This is a genomic window from Streptomyces sp. NPDC051662 (genome assembly GCF_040681655.1).
Taxonomy (GTDB): Bacteria; Actinomycetota; Actinomycetes; order Streptomycetales; family Streptomycetaceae; genus Streptomyces.
On sequence record NZ_JBFAZD010000013.1, the window covers coordinates 1 to 24,005 of the forward strand.

Annotated in this window: 21 protein-coding genes, 1 rRNA gene and 1 riboswitch; of the genes, 14 read left to right on the plus strand and 8 right to left on the minus strand. The window is 69.1% G+C overall.

Translation table 11 applies throughout. The annotated features are described in order from the left end of the window. The 11 genes from rrf to AB0M67_RS22225 form a co-directional block, all read left to right on the plus strand. Nucleotides 1-92: ribosomal RNA gene (rrf, locus tag AB0M67_RS22175) — 5S ribosomal RNA — on the plus strand; the annotation flags it as partial. A 173-nt stretch (nt 93-265) separates the two neighbouring features. Further along, nucleotides 266-874, plus strand: coding sequence for a CDP-alcohol phosphatidyltransferase family protein (locus AB0M67_RS22180; protein ID WP_365747894.1), 609 nt, complete (start codon nt 266-268; stop codon nt 872-874). Nucleotides 875-987: 113 nt separating this feature from the next. Continuing rightward, complete coding sequence (locus tag AB0M67_RS22185) at nt 988-3,483, plus strand: mannose-1-phosphate guanyltransferase (protein WP_365747896.1); 2,496 nt, start codon at nt 988-990, stop codon at nt 3,481-3,483. Nucleotides 3,484-3,593: 110 nt separating this feature from the next. After that, nucleotides 3,594-4,523: a DUF881 domain-containing protein gene (locus tag AB0M67_RS22190; protein ID WP_365747897.1), complete on the plus strand. Its 930-nt coding sequence runs from the start codon at nt 3,594-3,596 to the stop codon at nt 4,521-4,523. Then, a complete protein-coding gene (locus tag AB0M67_RS22195; RefSeq protein ID WP_023543062.1) occupies nt 4,520-4,852 on the plus strand; it encodes a small basic family protein in 333 nt (110 codons plus the stop codon). The genes AB0M67_RS22190 and AB0M67_RS22195 overlap by 4 nt, the downstream gene beginning before the upstream one ends. A gap of 5 nt (nt 4,853-4,857) precedes the next feature. Beyond that, entirely contained in the window at nt 4,858-5,646 is a 789-nt protein-coding gene (locus tag AB0M67_RS22200) for a DUF881 domain-containing protein (RefSeq protein ID WP_365747899.1), read from the plus strand. An 82-nt stretch (nt 5,647-5,728) separates the two neighbouring features. Continuing rightward, nucleotides 5,729-6,613, plus strand: coding sequence for an FHA domain-containing protein (locus AB0M67_RS22205; protein ID WP_351419695.1), 885 nt, complete (start codon nt 5,729-5,731; stop codon nt 6,611-6,613). A gap of 16 nt (nt 6,614-6,629) precedes the next feature. Next, entirely contained in the window at nt 6,630-7,367 is a 738-nt protein-coding gene (locus AB0M67_RS22210) for a MerR family transcriptional regulator (RefSeq protein ID WP_365747901.1), read from the plus strand. Between the two features lie 53 nt (nt 7,368-7,420). Next, entirely contained in the window at nt 7,421-7,894 is a 474-nt protein-coding gene (locus AB0M67_RS22215) for a bifunctional nuclease family protein (RefSeq protein ID WP_006123076.1), read from the plus strand. Between the two features lie 179 nt (nt 7,895-8,073). Then, nucleotides 8,074-8,643 carry a MerR family transcriptional regulator gene (locus AB0M67_RS22220; protein WP_365747903.1) on the plus strand — a complete coding sequence of 190 codons (570 nt, stop codon included), beginning with the start codon at nt 8,074-8,076 and terminating at the stop codon, nt 8,641-8,643. A 47-nt stretch (nt 8,644-8,690) separates the two neighbouring features. Then, the gene (locus AB0M67_RS22225; RefSeq protein ID WP_365747905.1) at nt 8,691-10,223 is read left to right on the plus strand and encodes a DNA polymerase IV; all 1,533 of its coding nucleotides are present in this window, start codon (nt 8,691-8,693) and stop codon (nt 10,221-10,223) included. Here the strand turns inward: AB0M67_RS22225 and AB0M67_RS22230 are convergent. Then, nucleotides 10,118-10,516 carry a PRC-barrel domain-containing protein gene (locus tag AB0M67_RS22230; RefSeq protein WP_249948556.1) on the minus strand — a complete coding sequence of 133 codons (399 nt, stop codon included), beginning with the start codon at nt 10,514-10,516 and terminating at the stop codon, nt 10,118-10,120. The genes AB0M67_RS22225 and AB0M67_RS22230 overlap by 106 nt on opposite strands. A gap of 113 nt (nt 10,517-10,629) precedes the next feature. Further along, nucleotides 10,630-10,727, plus strand: a riboswitch (glycine riboswitch). Nucleotides 10,728-10,904: 177 nt separating this feature from the next. Between AB0M67_RS22230 and gcvP the strand changes: the two genes are divergently transcribed. Next, nucleotides 10,905-13,790 (plus strand): aminomethyl-transferring glycine dehydrogenase, encoded by a 2,886-nt coding sequence (gene gcvP, locus AB0M67_RS22235; protein WP_365747907.1) that lies wholly within the window; start codon nt 10,905-10,907, stop codon nt 13,788-13,790. A gap of 155 nt (nt 13,791-13,945) precedes the next feature. Here gcvP and AB0M67_RS22240 read toward each other — a convergent pair whose 3' ends face one another. Both AB0M67_RS22240 and AB0M67_RS22245 read right to left on the minus strand, forming a co-directional pair. Continuing rightward, the gene (locus tag AB0M67_RS22240) at nt 13,946-14,152 is read right to left on the minus strand and encodes a DUF5999 family protein (RefSeq protein WP_030353035.1); all 207 of its coding nucleotides are present in this window, start codon (nt 14,150-14,152) and stop codon (nt 13,946-13,948) included. Between the two features lie 314 nt (nt 14,153-14,466). Further along, nucleotides 14,467-15,075 carry a hypothetical protein gene (locus tag AB0M67_RS22245; protein WP_365747909.1) on the minus strand — a complete coding sequence of 203 codons (609 nt, stop codon included), beginning with the start codon at nt 15,073-15,075 and terminating at the stop codon, nt 14,467-14,469. 503 nt (nt 15,076-15,578) lie between these two features. On the opposite strand from AB0M67_RS22245, the gene AB0M67_RS22250 reads away from it, so the two are divergent. After that, nucleotides 15,579-17,102 carry a glutamate--cysteine ligase gene (locus AB0M67_RS22250; protein WP_365747911.1) on the plus strand — a complete coding sequence of 508 codons (1,524 nt, stop codon included), beginning with the start codon at nt 15,579-15,581 and terminating at the stop codon, nt 17,100-17,102. Between the two features lie 79 nt (nt 17,103-17,181). On the opposite strand, the gene AB0M67_RS22255 is transcribed toward AB0M67_RS22250, so the two are convergent. Next, nucleotides 17,182-18,990 (minus strand): substrate-binding domain-containing protein, encoded by a 1,809-nt coding sequence (locus tag AB0M67_RS22255; protein WP_365747913.1) that lies wholly within the window; start codon nt 18,988-18,990, stop codon nt 17,182-17,184. A gap of 182 nt (nt 18,991-19,172) precedes the next feature. Between AB0M67_RS22255 and AB0M67_RS22260 the strand changes: the two genes are divergently transcribed. After that, complete coding sequence (locus AB0M67_RS22260; protein WP_365747915.1) at nt 19,173-19,973, plus strand: CPBP family intramembrane glutamic endopeptidase; 801 nt, start codon at nt 19,173-19,175, stop codon at nt 19,971-19,973. Between the two features lie 27 nt (nt 19,974-20,000). Here the strand turns inward: AB0M67_RS22260 and AB0M67_RS22265 are convergent, their stop codons facing one another. From AB0M67_RS22265 to AB0M67_RS22280, 4 genes are all read right to left on the minus strand, one after another. Beyond that, on the minus strand, nt 20,001-20,417 hold the full coding sequence (locus tag AB0M67_RS22265) for a VOC family protein (protein ID WP_365747917.1): 417 nt from the start codon (nt 20,415-20,417) through the stop codon (nt 20,001-20,003). Between the two features lie 10 nt (nt 20,418-20,427). Further along, entirely contained in the window at nt 20,428-20,802 is a 375-nt protein-coding gene (locus AB0M67_RS22270) for a helix-turn-helix transcriptional regulator (protein WP_365748248.1), read from the minus strand. 128 nt (nt 20,803-20,930) lie between these two features. After that, nucleotides 20,931-23,339, minus strand: a complete 2,409-nt coding sequence (locus AB0M67_RS22275) for an excinuclease ABC subunit UvrA (protein WP_365747919.1) — start codon at nt 23,337-23,339, stop codon at nt 20,931-20,933. A gap of 277 nt (nt 23,340-23,616) precedes the next feature. Beyond that, nucleotides 23,617-23,973 carry a VOC family protein gene (locus AB0M67_RS22280; RefSeq protein WP_365747920.1) on the minus strand — a complete coding sequence of 119 codons (357 nt, stop codon included), beginning with the start codon at nt 23,971-23,973 and terminating at the stop codon, nt 23,617-23,619. Nucleotides 23,974-24,005: the final 32 nt, after the last annotated feature.

Here is a 24,005-nt window from a genome sequence, read left to right on the forward strand (position 1 = left end):
CGCCCGGTTACATTCCGAACCCGGAAGCTAAGCCTCACAGCGCCGATGGTACTGCAGGGGGGACCCTGTGGGAGAGTAGGACGCCGCCGAACAATCATTGTGGGAATGCCTCGTGCCTTTTGGTACGGGGCATTCCTGCGTTCTGGGTTCTGCATTCCATTCCCCCCTCCTCTTACCCTCCTCTTACCCCCGCTGCGTTGGTGTGCCGGCGCTGAGGGTAGGGTCAGGAGGCATCGTCGGCACGTTCCACACAGGAGGCCCCCGGGTGGAGGTCCAGGAGACTCGCGTTCAGACGGACCGAGTGCTCACCATCCCCAACATCCTCAGCATGGCCCGCCTCGTCGGCGTACCGCTCTTCCTGTGGCTGATCCTGCGTCCCGAGTTCGGCGGTCCCAAGAGCGACGGCTGGGCATTGCTGGTGCTCATGCTGAGCGGCGTCAGCGACTATCTCGACGGCAAGCTCGCCCGCCGCTGGAACCAGATCAGCAGCCTGGGGCGACTTCTTGATCCCGCTGCCGACCGGCTCTACATCCTTTCCACCCTGGTTGGCCTCACCTGGCGGGAGATCCTGCCCCTCTGGCTGGCCCTGGCCCTCGTGGCCCGCGAACTGATGCTTCTGGTCATGGTGGCCATCCTCCGCAGGCACGGCTATCCGCCTCCCCAGGTGAACTTCCTCGGCAAGGCGGCTACCTTCAACTTGATGTACGCCTTCCCGCTCCTGCTCCTCAGTGACGGAAGTGGCTGGCTTGCGTCACTCGCCGAAGTTTTCGGATGGGCGTTCGCCATTTGGGGTACAAGTCTGTACTGGTGGGCAGGGATTCTGTATGTGGTCCAGGTCCGTCGGCTTGTCAAGGCGGACAACGTGGCCGACTGAGCTCGTCGATGTGGTGCCGTGCAGCGTCGCCGGCCCCCGCCAGACGTCAAAGGGGCCTCTGTCCAGACGGGTGAAGTCGGCGAGACCGTCTCTTCAAGGAGGACGCTTCCGACATGAAGGCCGTCGTGATGGCCGGTGGCGAAGGTACTCGACTTCGCCCCATGACCTCAAGCATGCCCAAGCCGCTCCTGCCGGTCGTAAATCGCCCGATCATGGAGCATGTGCTGCGGTTGCTCAAGCGCCATGGGCTCAGTGAGACCGTCGTAACCGTGCAATTCCTCGCCTCTCTCGTCAAGAACTATTTCGGTGACGGTGAAGAGCTGGGCATGGAGCTGACCTATGCCAACGAGGAGAAGCCGCTCGGCACCGCGGGGAGTGTGAAGAACGCTGAGGAGGCGCTGAAGGACGACGCCTTCCTCGTCATTTCCGGTGACGCGCTCACCGATTTCGATCTGACCGATCTCATCGCCTTCCACAAGGAAAAAGGCGCACTGGTGACGGTGTGTCTGACCCGGGTGCCGAATCCCCTGGAATTCGGCATCACGATCGTGGACGAAGAGGGAAAGGTCGAGCGCTTCCTGGAGAAGCCCACCTGGGGACAGGTCTTCTCGGACACCGTGAACACGGGCATCTATGTGATGGAGCCCGAGGTCTTCGACTATGTCGAGGCCGACGTGTCGGTGGACTGGTCCGGTGATGTCTTCCCTCAGCTGATGAAGGAAGGCAAGAAGATCTACGGCTATATCGCCGAGGGCTACTGGGAGGACGTCGGCACACACGAGAGCTACGTCAAGGCCCAGGCCGATGTGCTCGAAGGCAAGGTCGATGTCGATATCGACGGCTTCGAGATCTCGCCGGGTGTGTGGATCGCCGAAGGCGCCGAGGTCCATCCCGACGCTGTTCTGCGCGGGCCGCTGTACATCGGTGACTACGCCAAGGTCGAGGCCGACGCCGAGATTCGCGAGCACACCGTCGTCGGATCCAATGTCGTCGTCAAGACCGGCGCGTTCCTCCATAAAGCCGTCGTCCACGACAACGTCTACATCGGGCAGCACAGCAATCTGCGCGGCTGTGTGATCGGTAAGAACACGGACATCATGCGCGCCGCGCGGATCGAGGACGGCGCGGTCATCGGCGACGAGTGTCTTGTCGGCGAAGAGTCGATCATCCAGGGCAATGTGCGGGTCTACCCGTTCAAGACCATCGAAGCCGGCGCCTTCGTCAACACGTCGGTGATCTGGGAGTCCCGGGGGCAGGCGCATCTCTTCGGAGCGCGCGGTGTCTCCGGCATCCTGAACGTCGAGATCACGCCAGAAGTCGTGGTGCGGCTCGCGGGCGCGTACGCCACCACCCTGAAGAAGGGCTCCACCGTCACCACGGCGCGCGACCACTCACGTGGTGCCCGTGCGCTCAAGCGCGCCGTGATCTCGTCGCTGCAGTCCAGCGCCATCGATGTGCGGGACCTGGAGAATGTGCCGCTGCCCGTCGCCCGGCAGCAGACGGGCCGGGGAAGCGCCGGCGGCATCATGATCCGTACCTCGCCCGGGGTGCCGGACTCCGTGGACATCATGTTCTTCGACGAGCGCGGCGCCGACCTGTCGCAGGGCGGTCAGCGCAAGCTGGACCGGGTGTACGCGCGCCAGGAGTACCGCCGCGCGTTCCCCGGGGAGATCGGCGATCTGCACTTCCCCGCGAGCGTCTTCGACTCGTACACCGGCTCGCTGCTGCGCAATGTCGATACGACCGGGATCGCGGAGGCCGGGCTCAAGGTCGTGGTCGACGCGTCCAACGGCAGCGCCGGACTCGTCCTGCCCAGCCTCCTGGGCCGGCTCGGGGTCGACGCGCTGACCATCAACCCCGGTCTCGACGAGTCCCGGCCGACCGAGACGGCCGAATCGCGCCGTTCCGGTCTGGTCAGGCTCGGGGAGATCGTCGCCTCGGCGCGCGCCGCGTTCGGGGTGCGGTTCGACCCCGTCGGTGAGCGGCTGTCGCTGGTCGACGAGCGGGGCAGGATCATCGAGGACGACCGCGCGCTGCTGGTTCTGCTCGATCTGGTCGCGGCCGAGCGGCGCAGCGGCCGGGTGGCGCTGCCCGTGACCACCACGAGGATCGCCGAGCAGGTCGCCGCGTACCACGGCACGCAGGTGGAGTGGACGACGACCTCGCCGGACGATCTGACCCGGGTGGGCCGCGAGGAGACCACGATCTTCGGTGGTGACGGCCGTGGAGCCTTTATCGTGCCGGAGTTCAGCAGTGTCCTGGACGGTACGGCGGCCTTTGTGCGGCTGATCGGTCTGGTCGCGCGTACGCAGCTCACGCTGAGCCAGATCGACGCCCGTATCCCGCGCGCGCATGTACTGCGCCGGGATCTGGCGACGCCCTGGGCGGTCAAGGGTCTGGTCATGCGCAGTGTCGTGGAGGCGGCCGGAGACCGGCAGGTGGACACGACCGATGGGGTGCGTGTGGTGGAGGCCGACGGCCGCTGGGTGATGGTGCTGCCCGACCCGGCCGAGGCCGTCACTCATTTGTGGGCGGAAGGCCCCGATGACGCGTCGGCGCAGGCGCTGCTCGACGAGTGGTCGTCGGTGGTGGACAGCGCAGGTCATTAGGGCCCTTCTCTGGTGTGTCACCGGCGTGCCGTACGGTGTGATCGACCGCCGTCCGGCGCGCCGGTGGGGCCATTCGGCGGTAGCGCCCCCGACGTGCGACGATGTGCGTCATGTCGCAGCAGCCCCCCATTCGGAGCACCGGCTCTCCGCCGCCGCGCCCCGACGCGTCGATGTCGCTGCTGAACAATGTGATGGACCACAGCCTCGATGAGGGCTACGCGGAGGCGGCGGCCCGCAGGGACGCCGAGGAGGGCGGGCTGCCGCGCACGCTCAAGGCGAAGCTCGGCCTCGCCGCGGGTCTGGTGCTGGCCGCTCTGGTCGTCACGGTCGGAGCGGCCCAGGCGCGGATCTCGGCCCCCGTGGTGGCCAAGGAGCGCGAGGAACTGATCAGCCGGATCGACGCGGAGACCGCCACGGCGGACACGCTGGAGCGCACGGTCGAGAAGCTGCGTACCGAGGTGGGTGAGCGCCAGCGCGCGGCCCTGCGGGCTCACGGCGGTGACCAGGGCGAGCTGGTCGCCCTGCTCGCGGGAGCGACGCCGGTGCACGGTCCCGGCGTACGGCTCGTGGTGGATGACGCCAAGAACACCGAGTCCGGTGGCGGCGGACCCCGGGAGAGCAGTGACTTCTCCGATACGGGCCGGGTGCGCGACCGCGACATGCAGCGGGTCGTCAACGGGCTGTGGGAGTCGGGCGCGGAAGCGATCGCGATCAATGGGCAGCGGCTGACCTCGCTGTCCGCGATCCGGGCCGCGGGCGACGCCATACTGGTCGACAACAGGCCGCTGGTGCCGCCGTACGAGGTGCTCGCGGTGGGGGACGGAAAGAAGCTGAGCACCGCGTTCCAGGACAGCGCCGACGGTCAGTATCTGCACGCGCTGCAGGAGAACTTCGGTATTCGCACCAGCATTTCGGATCAGGAAGAGGTGCGTCTGCCTGCCGCGCCGAGCCTGATCGTACGTACAGCAGAGCCGAAGGCCGCCGACGCCGGGAAGAGCAACGGACAGGGCGCGGCCAACACCGGGAAGGGCACATCGTGATCGCGGTACTGGGCCTCGTCGTGGGAGTCGTGGTCGGATTGTTGGTCCGGCCCGAGGTGCCGGCGGTGGTCGAGCCCTATCTGCCGATCGCTGTCGTCGCCGCGCTCGACGCGGTCTTCGGGGGACTGCGTGCCATGCTCGACGGGATCTTCGTCGACAAGGTCTTCGTCGTCTCGTTCCTTTCGAATGTGGTCGTCGCCGCGCTGATCGTGTTCCTGGGCGACAAGCTGGGCGTGGGCGCCCAGTTGTCCACCGGCGTGGTGGTCGTGTTCGGTATCCGTATCTTCTCCAACGCTGCCGCGATCCGCCGGCATGTGTTCCGGGCGTGAGGCCGATGAGCGGCGGAGAGACCCCCAGGAACGAGGACGGTACGAACCCCTCGTCGGAGCCGGAGCGCCAACAGCTCACAGGCCGCCAGCGGTTGGCCGCGGGGCTGTGGCCGCCGAGGGTGACCCGGGCCCAGCTGATCGTCGCGGTCCTGCTGTTCGTGCTCGGACTCGGGCTCGCGATCCAGGTCACCTCGAACAACGACGACAGCGCGCTGCGGGGCGCACGCCAGGAGGACCTGGTGCGCATCCTCGACGAGCTCGACAACCGTACGCAGCGTCTTGAGGACGAGAAGCAGCGTCTCGACGCCCAGCGCACCGAGTTGGAGACCAGCTCGGACCAGGCCGAGGAGGCGCGCAAGCAGACGCGGGAGAAGGAGCAGCAGCTGGGCATCCTGGCCGGCACGGTCGCGGCGCAGGGGCCCGGCATCACGCTGACCATCGACGATCCCAGCGGCACGGTCGAGCCGGACATGCTGCTCGACGCGATCCAGGAGCTGCGGGCGGCGGGCGCCGAGGCCATCCAGGTCAATGACGTGCGGGTGGTCGCCGATACATACTTCTCAGGTACGGGAGGTGACGTTCAGGTGGATGGCAACCGAGTCGCCACCCCGTACGTCTTCAAGGTCATCGGTAAGCCGCAGGATCTGGAGCCCGCCCTCAATATTCCGGGCGGAGTGGTCCAGACGCTGGAGAAGGAGCAGGCCACAGCCACGGTGGCGCGTGCTGAGAAGATCATCGTGGATGCCTTGCGACCGGCGAAGCGTCCTGACTACGCTCGGTCGTCGTCGCAGTGAGGCAGGGGTGCATGGCAGCCGCCGTACGCGGGCATGAGGTTGCGGGGGGTCGGCGCACGATCAGCGTGGTGCGTGGTGGAAACTGTCCGGTGGATACGGACGTTGTCAAGATGTCCGGGTCGGCAGGTGTGTTCATTCAGGGTTCGTCCTGCCCCACGGGCGGGTCTGTTTCGGTCAAGGGGAATCGCCCGTGAAGTTGTTTGCGAAGTTGTTCGGCAAGAGCGCACGCGAGGAGGGCGGCTCCGCTCGCCATCGCGCATCGCGCCATGGCCAGAGCGAGGAGTCGGGTGGCGAGCGCCCGCTCTTCCGTGACCAGGTGGGGGGCGACGCCTCCGGCGCGTCGTCTGTTGACCCTGCTGGTCCCGGCCGCATAGGTTTCGAGGACTCATCTGTCCCCGGGGGGCAGTCGCGGCAGGAGGTTCCCTCTATGTCGGCCTTGCCTGTGTGTACGAGGTGCGGACACCGAAACGCCGAAGCAAGTCGGTTCTGTTCCAACTGTGGTGCGCCACTGCGGGGCGCGGCTCCCGCGGAGCGTGCCTCGGAGACGACCTCGACGATCTCCATCTCGGGTCTTGAGGCGTATGACTCCGAGGTGACCGGCCAGACGTCGCTTCCCTCGCTCACGCCGGAGGCGCAGGCGGCGGTCGACGCGCTGCCGATGGGATCGGCGCTCCTGGTGGTGCGCCGCGGTCCGAATTCGGGCAGCCGCTTCCTGCTGGACGGCGAGCTGACCACGGCCGGCCGTCATCCTGAGAGCGACATCTTCCTGGACGATGTGACCGTGTCGCGCCGCCATGTGGAGTTCCGCAGGGGCGCCGACGGTCGCTTCACCGTCTCGGACGTGGGCAGTCTGAACGGTACGTACGTCAATCGTGAGCGGATCGATTCGGTCCTGCTGGCGAACGGCGACGAGGTCCAGATCGGTAAGTACCGGCTGGTCTTCTACGCGAGCCAGCGGGGCGCCTGACCCTCAGGGAAGGTCCATGCTGCGCACACCGAAGGGCGGTGCCGGATCCGGCACCGCCCCCACGGGCGAGCCGCCGCTGAGCATCGGCGCGGTGCTCGCCAGACTGCGGGACGAGTTTCCCGGCATCTCCATCTCCAAGATCCGGTTCCTGGAGGCGGAGGGTCTGGTCGAGCCGGACAGGACCCCCTCCGGTTACCGGAAGTTCAGCCCGGGCGATGTCGAGCGGCTGGCCCGGGTGCTGCGGATGCAGCGCGACCATTACCTGCCCCTGAAGGTCATCAGGGAGCAGCTGGACGCCCTGGGGCGCGGCGAGCACATTCAGCTGCCGGGCCCCCAGCGGGGGCCGCTGAGCGCCGTCCCGGAGGCGCGGCACGAAGCCCCGACCGCGGCGCGGATCGGCCGTGACGAGCTGTTGGCCGCGACGGGGGTCGGCGAGAGCCTGCTCGACGAGTGGGAGTCGTACGGTCTGATCACCCTGTTGCCGGACGGCGGCTATGACGCCGAGGCCGTCACCGTGGCCCGGCTTGTCTCGGATCTCGGACGATTCGGTCTGGAACCCCGGCATCTGCGAGTCATGAAGGCGGTGGCGGAACGCGAGGCCGGGCTGATCCAACAGGTCGTGTCGCCGCTGCGTCGCCACCGTAACCCGCAGACCAGGGCCCATGCCGAGGCGACCACGAAGGAGCTGGCCGCGCTCTCCACAAGCCTTCACGCGGCGCTGGTACGGACGGCTCTCGGGGTCCGGCCGGGCTGATCATGGGGGAGTCCGACTACCCAAACCTGCCGGGCACGTCCTAGGGTTGCTGTGTGAACGAGCTCGACGTTGTGGGTGTCCGGGTGGAAATGCCCTCCAACCAACCGATCGTGCTCCTGCGTGAAGTGGGAGGCGACCGGTACCTCCCCATTTGGATCGGACCGGGGGAGGCGACCGCCATTGCCTTCGCCCAGCAGGGCATGGCCCCGGCCCGGCCGCTGACCCATGATCTCTTCAAGGACGTGCTGGAAGCGGTGGGGCAGGAGCTCACCGAGGTCCGGATCACGGACCTGCGTGAAGGGGTCTTCTATGCGGAGCTGGTCTTCGCGAGCGGGGTCGAGGTGAGCGCCAGGCCGTCCGATGCCATAGCGCTCGCGCTGCGCACGGGCACGCCGATCTACGGCAGTGACGGGGTTCTGGACGATGCCGGCATCGCCATCCCGGATGAGCAGGAGGACGAGGTGGAGAAGTTCCGCGAGTTCCTCGACCAGATCTCTCCGGAGGACTTCGGAACCAACAGCCAGTGAGCGGCCGGTGAGCGCTGCGCCGGGCTCTGTCAGCGCATTCGGTCAGCCTTTCCCCGTAAAGGGGTACGGGAAACCACACTCAGGGTGATTATCACTCGGCGTGGCGAGTGTGGCGATCGTTGACGCACCCCGGGCGACTGCCTACCTTCGACAGGGCAGGTCAAGGACGGAGGGTCGGCGTGAGAAGCAGCGGCGACAGTACGGCGGCGGGCGGTCCGTATCCGCTTCACGGCAGTGCCCCCGATCCCCGAGCGGAGACGGTCGGATACCGGGGGCCGACCGCGTGCGCGGCGGCGGGGATCACGTACCGCCAGTTGGACTACTGGGCACGCACGGGACTCGTCGAGCCGAGTGTCCGCCCCGCGTACGGGTCGGGCACCCAGCGGCTCTACAGCTTCCGGGACGTGGTCGTCCTCAAGATCGTGAAGCGGTTCCTGGACACCGGGGTCGCTCTGCAGAACATCAGGGCGGCGGTCCAGCATCTGCGGGCCGGCGGCTTCCAGGATCTGGACCGGGTGACGCTCATGAGCGACGGCGCGACCGTCTACGAGTGCTCCTCGCCCGACGAGGTGGTGAACCTGCTCCAGGGGGGCCAGGGGGTCTTCGGGATCGCGGTCGGCGTGGTGTGGCGGGATGTCGAGGCCGCCCTGTCCCAGCTCCATGGGGAGCGTACCGACACCGGCGAGACGCTGATCGGCAACAACCCCGCCGATGAACTGGCCAGACGGCGGCGGGACCGGGCTGTCTGAGCCGTGGCCCGGGCCGATTGTCAGTGGCGTGAGGGAACATCGGTGATGTGAGATCCGCGCCGACGATCCTGCATCTGGACATGGATGCCTTCTTCGCCGCCGCCGAGCAGGCGGCGAAGCCGAGTCTGCGCGGAAAGCCGGTAGTGGTCGGCGGTCTGGGGCCGCGTGGGGTGGTCTCCACGGCCTCGTACGAGGCGAGACGCTTCGGGGTGCACTCGGCGATGCCGATGGCCCAGGCGAGGCGTCTGGCGCCGAACGCCGCCTATCTCGTTCCGCGCTTCTCGCTCTACCGCGCGGTCAGCGAGCAGGTGATGGAGCTGCTGAGGAGGCTGTCGCCGCTGGTGGAGCCGCTGAGCCTGGACGAGGCGTTCGTGGACCTGGAGGCGGGCGGCTCGGCCGATGACACCGCCTCGGCGCTGGCGGCGGGTGAGCGGCTGCGCGCGGACATCAGGGCGGTGACGGGGCTCAGCGGTTCGGTGGGCCTCGCGGGGTCCAAGATGCTGGCGAAGATCGGCTCCGAGCAGGCGAAGCCGGACGGTCTCGTGCTCATAGAGCCGGGTACGGAGCGCGCCCTGCTGGGGCCCATGCCGGTGCGTACGCTGCCCGGGGTCGGGCCCGCGACGGGGGACCATCTGCGCCGGGCGGGCATGACCACGGTCGCCGAGCTGGCCGAGGCGGGTGAGGACGAGCTCGTACGGCTGCTGGGGAAGTCCCATGGCGCCTCGCTGTACCGGATGGCGCTCGGGCTCGACGACCGGGCCGTGGTGTCCGAGCGCGATGCCAAGTCCGTGTCCGTCGAGGACACCTTCGATGTCGATCTGCACGACCGGGTCAGGGTGCGCACGGAGGTGGACCGGCTCGCGGACCGCTGCGTCGAGCGGCTGCGGGCGGCCGGGCGTTCGGGGCGGACCGTCGTCCTCAAGGTGCGGCGGTACGACTTCTCGACCCTGACGCGCTCGGAGACCTTGCGCGGGCCCACGGACGACCCCAGGGTGGTGCGGGAGGCCGCGGGGCGGCTGCTGGAATCGGTGGACACCACGGGTGGGGTGCGGCTGCTCGGGGTGGGGGTGACGGGGCTCGCGGACTTCACGCAGGAGGATCTTTTCGCCCAGGCCGCGGCCGGTGAGTCCGCCGCCGCGTCGCACGCGTCGGGGGACGAGGGGGTGCGTGAGCCGGTCGCTGCGGAGAGGGGCGTGGGGGAGGGGGCGGTGACGTCCGGAGCGGCGGTGGCCGGGAGCGCCGGCGATGGGCCCGCGCAGACTCCGGACGTGCCCGCCGAGCGGCGATTCCCGGCGGGACACGACGTACGCCATCGCGAGTTCGGTGCGGGCTGGGTGCAGGGCAGCGGGTTGCGGAGGGTGACCGTACGGTTCGAGGAGCCGGGGTCCGCGCCGGGGCGGGTGCGGACCTTCTGGGCCGACGATCCCGATCTGGAGCTCTCGGAGCCGCTGCCCCTGGTGCCGGCGGTGGCCGGTCAGTCGTCCTGGCCGGCCAGCCGTCCGAAGTCGCGCTCCGAGTCACGATCGGAGAGCGAAGCGGGCCGTTCGGGTGGCTCGGGGTCCGGAAGGGCCAGGCCGTAGTGGTGGTACAGCTGGAGTTCCTGGTCGGGGGAGAGATGCCGGCCGACACCGAAATCGGGGGCGTCCCGGATCAGCGCCCGCTCGAACGGGATCCGCAGACCGTCCTGGGAGAGCGTGCTGGGGGCAAGGGGAACGAAGGCGTCGCGACTGAAGAGTCCGGTACGGACGGCGGCCCACTCCGGGATTCCGGTGGCGTCGTCGAGATACACCTCGTCCACTGTCCCGAGCTTATGGCCGTTACGGTCGAACGCCTTGCGGCCTATCAGACTGCGCGGATCAATGTCGGTCTCCACGGTCCCTCCAACTGGTCGCAACTGCTTGTGAATACTACAAAAGTGCAGAACTCGGGCGTCGGCCACTCGAAAGTTGTGCCGAAGGTCGCGCTGGTAGGCTGGCAAGCGGCTGCTGACCCCGTGCGGGAGAGTCCTCCGGAGAGATGGCCGGAGGCGCCGAAGGAGCAAATCCTCCCCGGAATCTCTCAGGCCCCCGTACCGCACGGACGAGGTCACTCTGGAAAGCAGGGCGGGCGTCGGACGGCACCCGCTCTCACCGACGGTGAAAGCCGGGCCGCCTCAGGGCGGGCCGGTGAAGCTCTCAGGTCGAGATGACAGAGGGGGAGGCCGTTCGGGCACCCGCGTCTCGGTGCCCCTCACAGGTCGCGTCGACCAGGAGGCCTCCGCAATGACCGTCAACCGCATTCCGCTCTCCCAGCTGGAGCGAGGCACCCCCTTCGAGCAGCGCCACATCGGGCCCGACGCGCCGGCGCAGGCCAAGATGCTGGCTCAGGTCGGCTACGGCTCGCTCGACGAGCTGACCGCCGCCGCGGTGCCGGACGTCATCAAGAGCACGGAGGCACTGCGGCTTCCCGGGGCCCGTACCGAGGCCGAGGTGCTGGCCGAGCTGCGCTCCCTCGCGGACCGCAATCAGGTGCTCGCGCCGATGATCGGGCTCGGCTACTACGGCACGTACACACCGTCGGTGATCCTGCGCAATGTGATGGAGAACCCGGCCTGGTACACCGCGTACACCCCGTACCAGCCGGAGATCTCCCAGGGGCGGCTTGAGGCGCTGCTCAACTTCCAGACCGTGGTGGCCGAGCTGACGGGGCTGCCGACCTCGGGCGCCTCCCTGCTGGACGAGGGCACCGCGGCGGCGGAGGCCATGGCGCTCGCCCGCCGGGTCGGCAAGGTCAAGGGCGGTGTCTTCCTGGTGGACGCCGACGCCCTGCCGCAGACCATCGCCGTGATCGAGACCCGCGCCGAGCCGACCGGTGTCGAGGTCGTCGTCGCGGACCTGAGCGAGGGCATCCCCGCCGAGGTGGCCGAGCGCGGGGTCTTCGGCGTGCTGCTCCAGTACCCGGGCGCCTCGGGGGTCGTACGGGACATCAGGCCCGTGGTCGAGCAGGCACACGGCCTCGGCGCGATCGTCACCGTCGCCGCCGACCTGCTCGCGCTGACGCTGCTCACCTCGCCGGGTGAGCTGGGCGCGGACATCGCGGTGGGCACCACCCAACGCTTCGGGGTCCCGATGGGCTTCGGCGGACCGCACGCCGGATTCATGGCCGTACGCGAGAAGTTCGCGCGCAGCCTGCCCGGCCGGCTCGTCGGGGTGTCGGTGGACGCCGATGGCAACAAGGCGTACCGGCTGGCGCTCCAGACCCGCGAGCAGCACATCCGCCGCGAGAAGGCCACCAGCAACATCTGTACCGCGCAGGTGCTGCTCGCCGTCATGGCCGGGATGTACGCGGTGTACCACGGCCCCGAGGGGCTGCGGGCCATCGCGAGCCGTACCCACCGCTATGCCACGCTGCTCGCCGAGGGGCTGCGCGCGGGCGGCGTCGAGATCGTGCACGGCGCGTACTTCGACACGCTGACCGTCCGGGTCCCCGGCCGGGCCGCCGCCGTGGTCGCCGCCGCGCGTGAGGGCGGCGTCAACCTCCACCCGGTCGACGCCGACCATGTCTCCATCGCCTGCGACGAGACCACCGGCCGTACGCAACTGGCCGCCGTGTGGACGGCGTTCGACGTGACCGGGGACATCGAGGCGCTGGACGCGGCCACCGAGGAGGCGCTGCCCGACGCGCTGCTGCGGACCGACGACTATCTGACCCACCCCGTCTTCCACCAGTACCGCTCCGAGACCGCGATGCTGCGCTATCTGCGCCGGCTCGCGGACCGTGACTACGCGCTGGACCGCGGCATGATCCCGCTCGGCTCCTGCACGATGAAGCTGAACGCGACCACCGAGATGGAGCCGGTCACCTGGCCCGAGTTCGGTGCGCTGCACCCCTTCGCGCCCGCCGAGCAGGCGCAGGGCTATCTGACGCTGATCAGGGAGCTGGAGGAGCGGCTCGCCGAGGTCACCGGCTACGACGCGGTCTCCCTCCAGCCCAACGCCGGTTCGCAGGGCGAGCTGGCGGGGCTGCTGGCGGTACGGGCGTACCACCGGGCCAACGGCGACACGGGACGTACCGTCTGCCTCATCCCGTCCTCCGCGCACGGCACGAACGCCGCGAGCGCGGTGATGGCCGGCATGAAGGTCGTCGTCGTCAAGACCCGTGAGGACGGCGACGTCGACGTCGAGGACCTGCACGCCAAGATCGCCCAGTACGGCGCCGAGTTGGCCGTCCTGATGGTCACCTACCCGTCCACACACGGGGTGTTCGAGGAGCACATCGGTGACATCTGCGCGGCCGTGCACGACGCGGGCGGTCAGGTGTACGTCGACGGCGCGAACCTCAACGCGTTGGTGGGGCTGGCGAAGCCGGGCAGGTTCGGGTCCGATGTGTCGCATCTGAATCTGCACAAGACGTTCTGCATCCCGCACGGCGGCGGCGGTCCGGGCGTCGGTCCGGTCGGGGTACGGGCCCACCTCGCCCCGTATCTGCCCAACCACCCGCTCCAGCCCGCGGCCGGTCCCGAGACGGGCGTCGGACCGATCTCGGCGGCTCCGTGGGGCTCGGCCGGCATTCTGCCGATCTCCTGGGCGTATGTACGGCTGATGGGCGGCGAGGGCCTCAAGCGGGCGACGCAGGTCGCCGTGCTCGCCGCCAACTACATCGCCAAGCGGCTGGAGCCGCACTACCCGGTGCTCTACACCGGTCCGAACGGGCTGGTGGCCCATGAGTGCATCGTCGATCTGCGGCCGCTCTCCAAGGCGACCGGCGTCAGCGTCGACGACATCGCGAAGCGGCTGATCGACTACGGCTTCCACGCGCCGACGATGTCGTTCCCGGTGGCGGGGACGCTGATGATCGAGCCCACCGAGAGCGAGGACCTGACAGAGATCGACCGCTTCTGCGAGACGATGATCGCGATCCGAGCGGAGATTGAGAAGGTCGCGTCGGGTGAGTGGCCCGCGGACGACAACCCGCTGTGCAACGCCCCGCACACGGCCGCCGCGCTGGGCGGTGCGTGGGAGCACGCCTACAGCCGTGACGAGGCGGTCTTCCCGGCCGGGGTCTCGGCCGCGGACAAGTACTGGCCGCCGGTGCGCCGTATCGACGGTGCGTTCGGCGACCGCAACCTGGTCTGCTCCTGCCCGCCGTTGGACGCGTACGACAACTGACGTGTACGTGCGATGACGTGTACGTGCGATGACGCGGGCCGGACACACGAGGCCGGATCCGCGTCGAGGCCGGACATGCGTCGGGGCCGGTGCGGAGGAAGGTCTCCGGGCCGGCCCCATTCATTCCGGCGGCGTCCGAAAGCCGCCGGGCGGCGTCAGGCCGCCGTCACCACCTGTTCGGTCCGCAGCGGCCGGTGCGGGGCGATGATCTTCCCGTCGGGCAGCAGCTCGCCGGTGTCCTCGAAGAGCAGAACGCCATTGCACAGCAGGCTCCAGCCCTGCTCAGGGTGGTGAGCCATCAGTCGGGCGGCGTCGCGGTCGGCGGAGTCGGCTGTGGGACAGGCTGGTTGGTGCTGGCACATGGGCGAGTTCTTTCGCTGTGTCGTAGTGAGTGTCCTGCGGCTCGATGTGGTCAAGGCCGCCCCCCGTATCTGTCTGGTCCAGTCCTAGTGTTGCCCTAGGGATGGTAATCCGCAGGGATTTCGCGGCAGCGCTTCCTTCTGCTTAAGGACGTGTCACCCAGCCGGACGGTTCAGTTCAACCAGACGGTCTTTTCGGGTGGTTCGGGGTGGCCGAACCGGGCTAGTCCGATCGAGCAGAAAGGTACCCCGCGACCCTAGTGGCCGCGGGGTACGAGAGGAACACGAGTTGTGGGCGCGCTGCCGGCGCTCCGGTGTCAGGCCGGCGTACGCAGGAGCGGCGCGGGGGCGAGCCGCAGCCCGATCATGGGCAGCAACTCGGCGACCCGGTGCGGGCGGTGGGCCGCGATGCCCGGCGGGGCCGGCGCGAGGGGCACCAGGATGTCGGCGGGGGCGGGGGACCCCGTGGAGGCGTCGGCCTCGGTGTCCCCGTGCAGCCAGAGCGTCAGCATGTAGAGCTCGGGCACCGAAAGCAGCCGGGGCTGGTACGCGGTCCCCAGGGTCTCCGCCTGCCGTACTGCCCGCTCCGTCGCGGTGACGTACGGGCCCTCGAAGAAGCGGGCGAAGGCCCAGCCGTCCGCGGTGAGCATCGTGTCCGCGGCGGCGACGGCGCGGTCACCGCTGCGGATCAGGAAGCGCCAGCCGGCCAGCCTGGTCCGTGGCGTACGTCCCGTGGGGGTGGTCCCCCGGGCTACCGGGCCGACCTGGTCGAGCACATGGACGGGCAGCGGGAGTTCGGGGCTCAGCGGTCCCTGGACGGACTGCAGAGCGGGGGTGCGGGCATCGCGCACGGCGGTAGGGGAACCGAGTGCCGCGAGAACGCTGCGCAGGGCGGGCGCGGGAGCCGGGGGAACATGCAGCGGCATGGTGGGTTGCCTCTCACTCAGGAGACAGGGGTGACGCTTGAGGTGGTGCATGGGCGGGTGCGGACGTCGCTGTCAGCGTGCGGGGTCAGAGGTGGGCTCAGGGCCGTAGGCCGGACGCCGACTCTCTGCCTCGTATACGGGAGTTTATACGACACGTGTTCGTGCCATGTTTCTGCTAGCTGTCCTGCATATTGCGGTCAAGGCACTATTAAGTCCATCTCCTGCGTAGTTTCTGCTGATAAGCGCGGAACGCAGGCGTCTGGCCTGGGGCGATTCATCCACCGCGGACGGCCGAAACTCGTCGGCGTTTTCCGCGGCCGGTCGGGCAGTGGATACAGAACACCACGCCATGCCAAAGGAATGTGCCGCACGACCGATGTCCACACTCTACTCGGTGCCCGGAGTGAGCGGGGCGTTACGGATCACTCCGTGTGGGCATTATCGATCGTGACGCGAGCGCCCGGTGCCGCGGGCTGCCCACTCGATCGAGGAGGGACACTTCGATGGGTGAGAAGGTCGAAGCGGGCGGTTCCGGACTGTCCGATCGGCGGAGATACCGCAGGAAGCTGCAGCAGTGCCTGGCGGTGCTGGGGCGACTCCTGGCGGAGGAGGGGTTCGACCGGCCCAAGAATCTGATGGGTCTGGAGATCGAGCTGAATCTCGCGGGGTCCGACGGGATGCCCCGGATGATGAATGCCGAGGTGCTGAAGCGTATCGCCAGCGGTGATTTCCAGACCGAACTCGGAATGTTCAACATGGAAGTGAACGTCGCTCCGCACCGGCTCGGCGGACGGGTTCTCGACCAGCTCGCCGAGGAACTCCGTACCGGCCTCGGATATGCCCACCGCAAAGCGAGTGAGGTCGACGCGGGGATCGTGATGATCGGAATTCTGCCGACCCTCACCCGGCATGACGTCGTCTCCGCGAATCTCTCCGACGTCGACCGCTACACCCTGCTCAACGAACAGATGCTGGCGGCCAGGGGCGAGGATTTCACGCTCGACATCGAAGGGGTCGAGCGACTGACATGTACCTCGTCCTCGATCACTCCGGAGGCCGCCTGCACCTCCGTACAGCTCCATCTCCAGGTGACGCCCGACCGGTTCGCCGATGTGTGGAACGCGGCCCAGGCGATGGCGTCGGTGCAGGTGGCACTCGGTGCCAATGCGCCGTTCCTGTTCGGCCGCGAGCTGTGGCGGGAGTCCAGGCCGCCGCTCTTCGAACAGGCCACCGACACCCGGCCGCCGGAGCTGAAGGCCCAGGGGGTGCGGCCCAGAACGTGGTTCGGGGAGCGCTGGATCGAGTCCGCGTACGACCTCTTCGAGGAGAATCTGCGCTACTTCCCGCCGCTGCTGCCGATCTGCGACGACGAGGACCCACTGCGGGTGCTCGACAGCGGCCGAGTGCCGGAGCTCCAGGAACTGGCGCTGCACAACGGGACGGTCTACCGCTGGAACCGGCCGGTGTACGAGGTCGCGGACGGTGTGCCGCATCTGCGGGTGGAGAACCGGGTACTGCCCGCGGGCCCCACCGTCACCGACGTGATCGCCAACACCGCCTTCTACTACGGGCTGGTGCGCGCGCTCGCCGAGGACGCCAGACCGGTCTGGAGCCGACTGCCCTTCGCCGACGCGGCGGCCAACTTCGATCTCGCCTGCCGTTACGGCATCGACGCGGAGCTGCGCTGGCCGCGCCCCGGCCGGGCCGCCGGACTGACGACCGTGCCGGTGGTCAAGCTCGTACGCGACGAACTGCTGCCGCTCGCCGCCGCCGGTCTGGACGCCTGGCAGATCGAGCCGGCCGACCGCGACTTCTATCTCGGGGTGATCGAGGAACGCTGCAAGCGGCGGATGAACGGGGCCGCGTGGCAGGTGGACACCTTTCACCGGGCGCTGGAGGCCGGTCTTGAGCGGGACGCGGCCCTGGCGGCCACCACCCGTCGCTACTGCGAGCTGATGCATCTGGGCGAGCCGGTGCACAGCTGGCCGCTGGGGTTCCCCGGGGCGTCCCTCGACGGGACCGGATGAGCCGTGACGTACGGCCCGGGGCCCGTCGGCGGGCCGCGCACCGAGCCCGCCGGCTGCGCTCCAGCGCGGTCGGCCGCGCTCAGGAGCGGTCGGCCGCCGCGGAGTCGGGGCCGGTCAGTCCCGCCGACAGCATGACCGCTCGCAGCATTACGGTCCGGATCTCGGCGGGATCGCTCACCTCGTAGCCCGCGCCGCCGGTGGCCCTGGCGATCGTGTCGACCTCGTTACGGTCGGCGTCAGGGCCCACGGCGATCGCGATCAGCGGAACCGGGCGGCGGGGGTCCACGACGGTCTTCAGCCGCTTGATCAGTTCGGCCCGCGAGATCGAGTCGTCGTCCTTGTTGGAGCCGTCGGTGAGGATGACGAGCGCGTTGAACTTGCCGCTCACGTACGTGGCCACCGCCTCCCGGTAGGCGGCCAGCATCGTGTCGTACAGACCGGTGTCGCCGTCCGGGACGGGCTTGAGCGCGGTGACGGCGTGCGAGAGCCGGTCCCGGTGGGTGCCGCCGCCCTGTGCCGGATCGCCCAGCCGGGCCGTGCTCTCCAGCTCGCGGTAGTCCTTGGCGCCGTCCAGCCGGGTGGCGAACTCCCACAGGCCGATCTCGTCCTCCGGGGTGAACCCCGCGAGTGCCCGGAGCAGCGAGGCTTTCGTGACATCCATCCGGCTCTGGCCGTCCCGGCCGGGCACGGGCGCCGCCATCGAACCCGAGGTGTCCACGACCGTCGTCAGCCGTGCGCTCCGCACCGTCACGGTCCACAGGCCGAGCGCCCACTGCCGTGACTCCGAGGACGGCGGTCCCGCGTCGTTCCCTTCGTACGGCTGGGGAGCGAGGCCGCCCGCCGTGCGGAGCAGGGTGGGGTCCAGCGCGGTGTCCGCCACTCTGAAACCGTGCTCCTGGAGCGTGCGGTACGCGGCCTCGTCGCCGAGCAGCGCCATGAACCGCATGGCGGCGCGGCTCTGGTCGGTGGTCAGCTCCGTCTCGTCGACCAGGCTGTACGGGTAGTCGAGTACGGGCGCGCCGTCCGTGGGATAGAAGAGATTGAGGTTGGCGGCGCCGCTGCCTTTGGTGTTGTGCGCGAACGCGGCCTGTTCGGAGAGCAGCACCGCCTCATTGCGGCGGGGACGGCCTTTCTCCACACCCGAGTCGTCCCGCGCCAGCGTCTCCAGCACATGCGTATCGGTGTCGGAGACGCGCTGGGTGAGGTATTCGGCGGTGGCCGCGGTACGGGTGTCGCCCTCGGCGCCCGTACGCCGCGAGGATTCGGCGATGCTGCTGAGCGCGAGCAGCCCTGTGGCGCTGCGGTCGGGGTCGGCCGCGCCGAGCAGCAGCCCGTCCGCGCCGGTCGTGGTCGCGATCGTGGCCAGTTCGGCCCATGTATAGCTCTTACGGGGCCAGCCCAGGGTCCGCGCGGTCGTGGGTACGGTGGCCAGCGTCACCGGCGAGGTGGCGACCGTACCGGCCGGTGTGAGCGAAGTGCCGTCGCCCTGTCCCTTGGCGCGCTCCACCCAGATGTCGGAGTCGGGCACCCATACCTGGTAGCCGGATGTCCCCGAGCCGTCCGCGAGCGCGGCGGCGACCTGGTGGTTCTCGCGTGCCTCGACCCGTACGTCGAGACAGTGGCCGTCGGTGGTCACCCGGTCCTGTCGCGCGCGGTCCGCGATGGCGCGCAGCGCGGGGGCGATGTCGGGGGAGGCCGCCAGGTCCAGCCGTACCGGCGCGTCGGCGCAGGGATCCGCGAAGGTGAGGAGACCGCTCTGAGCCGCCACCCCCGTCCCCGCCGCCACGGCCAGGACCAGCGCGGTGGCGATGGAGACGGTGCGACGGCGCGGTGAACGGACCCTGCCCGTGCCGGTCGCCTTCGCGTCGGGCAAGCTGTGACGTCCCATGACGGTGGCGCCCCTCCTTCATGAAGGGTGTACAAGGTCGGGAAGAGTGGACGAGAACGAGCCTCGCCACGCGAACGGCGAATTGCTCCCCCGGCCTGTCGCGCGCGATCTTCGTACCTGCATTCGAGACCCTAGCGGCACCGCGTGGGGCATGAGGCGGGATTACTCAACTGGAGGCAGGTGTGCAGGCGGAGGCGGGACAGGAGGACGGTTCTCGGCCCCGGGAGGCCATCTCGCGGGCGACGTTGCGGTCGGAGACCGTGCTCGTACTGGCGCTCTCGCTCGGCGCGAGCGGAGTGTCCGCGCTGATCAGCTTTATCGGCTCGCTGACCAGACCCGAGGCGTTGGGGGACCAGGCGGCGAGGCTCAACGCGTCGGCCGCGCCCGGCCGGCCGTGGCTCGATCTCAGCTGGCAGCTGTTCGGGATCTGTACGGCGCTGGTGCCGGTCGTGCTGGTCGCGCATCTGCTGACGCGGGAGGGCAGCGGGCTGCGCGACATCGGCTTCGACGGTCGGCGGCCCGGTCCTGACCTGGGCCGCGGCACACTGATCGCGGCCGGTATCGGCAGCGCCGGGCTCGCGTTCTATCTGGTGATGCAGGCGGCGGGCTTCAATCTGACGGTGGAGCCGGAATCGCTGCCCGATGTGTGGTGGAAGTTTCCGGTGCTGATCCTCTCCGCGGCGCAGAACTCCGTGCTGGAGGAGGTCATCGTCGTCGGTTATCTGCTGCGCAGACTCGGGCAGTTGGGCTGGTCACCGATGGGCGCGCTGGTGGCCAGCTCGGTGCTGCGCGGCTCGTACCACCTGTACCAGGGGATCGGCGGGTTCATCGGCAACATGGTGATGGGCGTCGTATTCGTCCTGCTGTACCGGCGCTGGGGGCGGGTGGGGCCACTGGTGGTGGCCCACACCCTGCTCGACATCGGGGCGTTCGTCGGATACGCGCTGCTGGCCGGGAAGGTGGACTGGCTGCCCACGGTGTAGGCCCCGTCCGGCGGTTTCGCGCGGGGCCTACTTCGCGAGGGGCTGGGTGAAGCGCAGGAGATTGCCGGCGGGGTCGCGGAACCCGCAGTCGCGGACGCCGTAGGGCTGGTCCATCGGCTCCTGCAGCACCTCGCCGCCCGCGGCGCTGATGCGTTCGAAGGCGGCGTCGCAGTCGTCCGTCGCGAAGATGACGCCGCGCAGCAGGCCCTTGGCCATCAGCTCCGCCATGACCTGTTTGTCGGCCGGTGAGGCGTTCGGATCGGCGAGGGGCGGTTCCAGGACGATGTTCACGTCCGGCTGGGAGGGCGCCCCGACGGTCACCCAGCGCATCCCCTCGAACCCGACGTCGTCGCGTACCTCAAGGCCGAGCACATCGCGGTAGAAGGCGATCGCCTTGTCGTGGTCGTCGACGGCGATGAAGCATTGGGCAAGCTTGATATCCATGCCGTTCACGCTACGGGCGGGCGGCGGGGCGCGCTTCTCCGTTCCTGACCGGTCGCGTATGGATCTTCGCCATGCAGGCCGGGATGGCGGCGCCGAGGTCATGGCTCCTGGCCCGGTAGGCGCTCGGGCTCTCGCCGACCAGCTGGGTGAAGCGTGAGCTGAACGATCCCAGCGATGTACAGCCGACCGCGAAACAGACCTCGGTCACCGTGAGATCGCCGCGCCGCAGCAGCGCTTTGGCCCGCTCGATGCGGCGGGTCATCAAATAGCTGTAGGGCGTCTCGCCGAAAGCGGCGCGGAAGCTGCGGGAGAAGTGGCCCGACGACATCAGGGCGTCCCGCGCCAGCGCCGGGACGTCGAGCGGCTCGGCGTAGTCGCGGTCCATCCGGTCACGGGCCTGCCGCAGCCGGACGAGGTCATCGAGGTTCTGCCGTCTCACCTCATCAGCTTGCCACAGCGCCCGGGACCGGGGACGAGGACCATGCTCGGCCGGACAGGACCTACTCGTCCAGGTCAGACGCCGACGTACGCCGCCAGGTGCTCGCCGGTGAGGGTCGAGCGGGCGGCGACGAGGTCGGCGGGTGTGCCCTCGAAGACGATCCGGCCGCCGTCGTGGCCGGCGCCGGGGCCGAGGTCGATGATCCAGTCGGCGTGCGCCATGACCGCCTGATGGTGTTCGACGACGATGACCGACTTGCCCGAGTCGACGAGCCGGTCGAGCAGGCCGAGCAGCTGCTCGACATCGGCGAGGTGCAGTCCCGTGGTCGGCTCGTCGAGGACGTAGATTCCGCCCTTCTCCGACATGTGGGTGGCCAGCTTGAGCCGCTGCCGCTCGCCGCCGGACAGTGTGGTGAGCGGCTGGCCGAGGCTGAGGTAGCCGAGCCCGACATCGGCGAGCCGGCCGAGGATACGGTGTGCGGCCGGGGTGCGCGCCTCACCGGCGCCGAAGAACTCCTCGGCCTCGGTCACCGACATCGCGAGCACCTCGCTGATGTCGCGACCGCCGAGGTGGTAGTCGAGCACCGCCGCCTGGAACCGCTTCCCCTCGCATTCGTCGCAGGGCATGGCGACACCGGCCATCATCGCCAGATCGCTGTAGATGACCCCGGCGCCGTTGCAGGTGGGGCAGGCACCCTCGGAGTTGGCGCTGAACAGCGCCGGCTTCACGCCGTTGACCTTCGCGAACGCCTTGCGGATCGGGTCGAGCAGTCCGGTGTACGTCGCCGGGTTGCTGCGTCGCGAGCCGCGGATCGCGCCCTGGTCGATCGACACCACACCCTCGCCGGCGGCCCCGGACCGTTGCCCCAGTGAGCCGTGTACGAGCGAGCTCTTGCCGGAGCCGGCGACGCCGGTGACGACGGCGAGCACACCGAGCGGGATGTCGACATCGACATCGCGCAGGTTGTGCGCCGTCGCACCGCGGATCTCCAGCGCCCCGGTGGGCTTCCGCGTCGTCTCCTTGAGGGCCGCCCGGTCGTCGAAATGGCGTCCGGTGACGGTGCCGCTCTCCCGCAGCCCCTCGACGGTGCCTTCGAAACAGACGACACCGCCCGCCGTACCGGCGCCGGGTCCGAGGTCGATGACATGGTCGGCGATCGAGATCGTCTCCGGCTTGTGCTCCACGACGAGCACCGTGTTGCCCTTGTCCCGCAGCCGCAGCAGCAGATCGTTCATCCGCTGGATGTCATGGGGGTGCAGGCCCGTGGTGGGCTCGTCGAAGACGTAGGTGGTGTCGGTGAGCGAGGAGCCGAGGTGGCGGATCATCTTGACGCGCTGTGCCTCGCCGCCCGACAGCGTGCCCGACGGCCGGTCGAGCGAGAGATAGCCGAGACCGATCTCCACGAACGAGTCGAGGGTCTGCCCCAGCGTGGTGAGCAGCGGCGCCACCGACGGCTCGTCGAGGCCCCGGACCCATTCGGCCAGATCGCTGATCTGCATCGCGCAGGCGTCGGCTATGTTGATCTTGCCGATCAGTGACGACCTGGCCGCCTCGCTGAGCCGGGTGCCCTCGCACTCGGGGCAGGCGGTGAAGGTGACCGCCCGGTCCACGAAGGCCCGGATGTGCGGCTGCATCGCCTCCCGGTCCTTGGAGAGGAACGACTTCTGGATCTTCGGGATCAGCCCCTCGTAGGTGAGGTTGACGCCCTCGACCTTCACCTTGGTCGGCTCCCCGTAGAGGAAGTCGCGCATCTCCTTCTTGGTGTACTCGCGGATCGGCTTGTCCGGGTCGAGGAAGCCCGACTCGGCGTAGGTCCGCACGGTCCACCAGCTGTCCGACTTCCAGCCGGGGATGGTGAACGCGCCCTCGGCGATCGACTTGGAGTCGTCGTAGAGCTGGGTGAGGTCGATGTCGGAGACCGAGCCCCGGCCTTCGCACCGCGTACACATGCCGCCGGTGCGGGTGAAGGTCTGTTTGACGGCCTTGCTGCCCGTGCCGCGTTCGACCGTGATCGAACCGGTCGCCCGGACCGAGGCGACATTGAAGGAGAACGCGTTGGGCGAGCCGATGTGCGGCTGCCCGAGCCGGCTGAAGAGGATGCGCAGCATCGCGTTGGCGTCGGTGGCGGTGCCGACCGTGGAGCGGGGGTCGGCACCCAGCCGCTGCTGGTCGACGATGATCGCGGTGGTCAGCCCATCGAGTACGTCGACCTCGGGCCGCGCCAGCGTCGGCATGAAGCCCTGTACGAAGGCGCTGTACGTCTCGTTGATCAGCCGCTGGGACTCTGCGGCGATGGTGCCGAACACCAGAGAGCTCTTGCCCGAGCCCGAGACGCCGGTGAGCACGGTCAGCCGTCGCTTCGGGATCTCGACGCTGACGTCCTTGAGGTTGTTCACGCGCGCGCCGTGCACACGGATCACATCGTGGCTGTCGGCGACATGCGGCGCGGGCGACCGCGTGTCCTTCCTCGGGGCCATGCTCATGGTGTCTCCATCTGTTGCGTGTGTGACGCGGAGCCGCCTTCGCGGTCTCCGTCGGCGGCCTCGCTCCAGGCCGGGACGCGGCGTGGGGAGACGCGTAACCAGCGCTTCGGGGTGTCAGGCGCGGGCGGGCCCGATCCGGTGCGCGGCAACCGGTCCGTCCACTGCCGCGGCGACGCGTCGGCCTCAGGGCCTCGATTTCGCCCTCGATCATAGACATGTCGCGTGTGTGACCCACCCCCGGCGGCGGCGACGCCGGACCCGGGAGTGGGCGGGGGACTCAACTGTCCTGAAGCACCCCGAGGACATTGCCGTCGGGGTCGGTGAAAGTGGCCACCAGACGGCCGCCGCCGACATCGTGCGCGGGCTCCTTCACGGTGGCTCCGGCGGCGGTCACCTCGGCGAGCTTCGCCTCGATGTCCGGCACGTGCCAGTAGGACACCGGTGAGGTCATGCCCTGCGGTCCGCCACCCGGCACCAGCCCGATGTGCTGGCCACCGGCCTCGAAGCCGACGTAGTAGGACCCGTCGGCCACCGGCGGTACGCCGAGCAGCGCGGTGTACACCGCCTTGGCCGCCGCGAGGTCGGAGACGGGATGCAGCACGGTCTTGATTCCCTGCGTGGCAGAGCTGGTCATGGTCACTCCTGAAGTCATGGATCCGCTGGGGA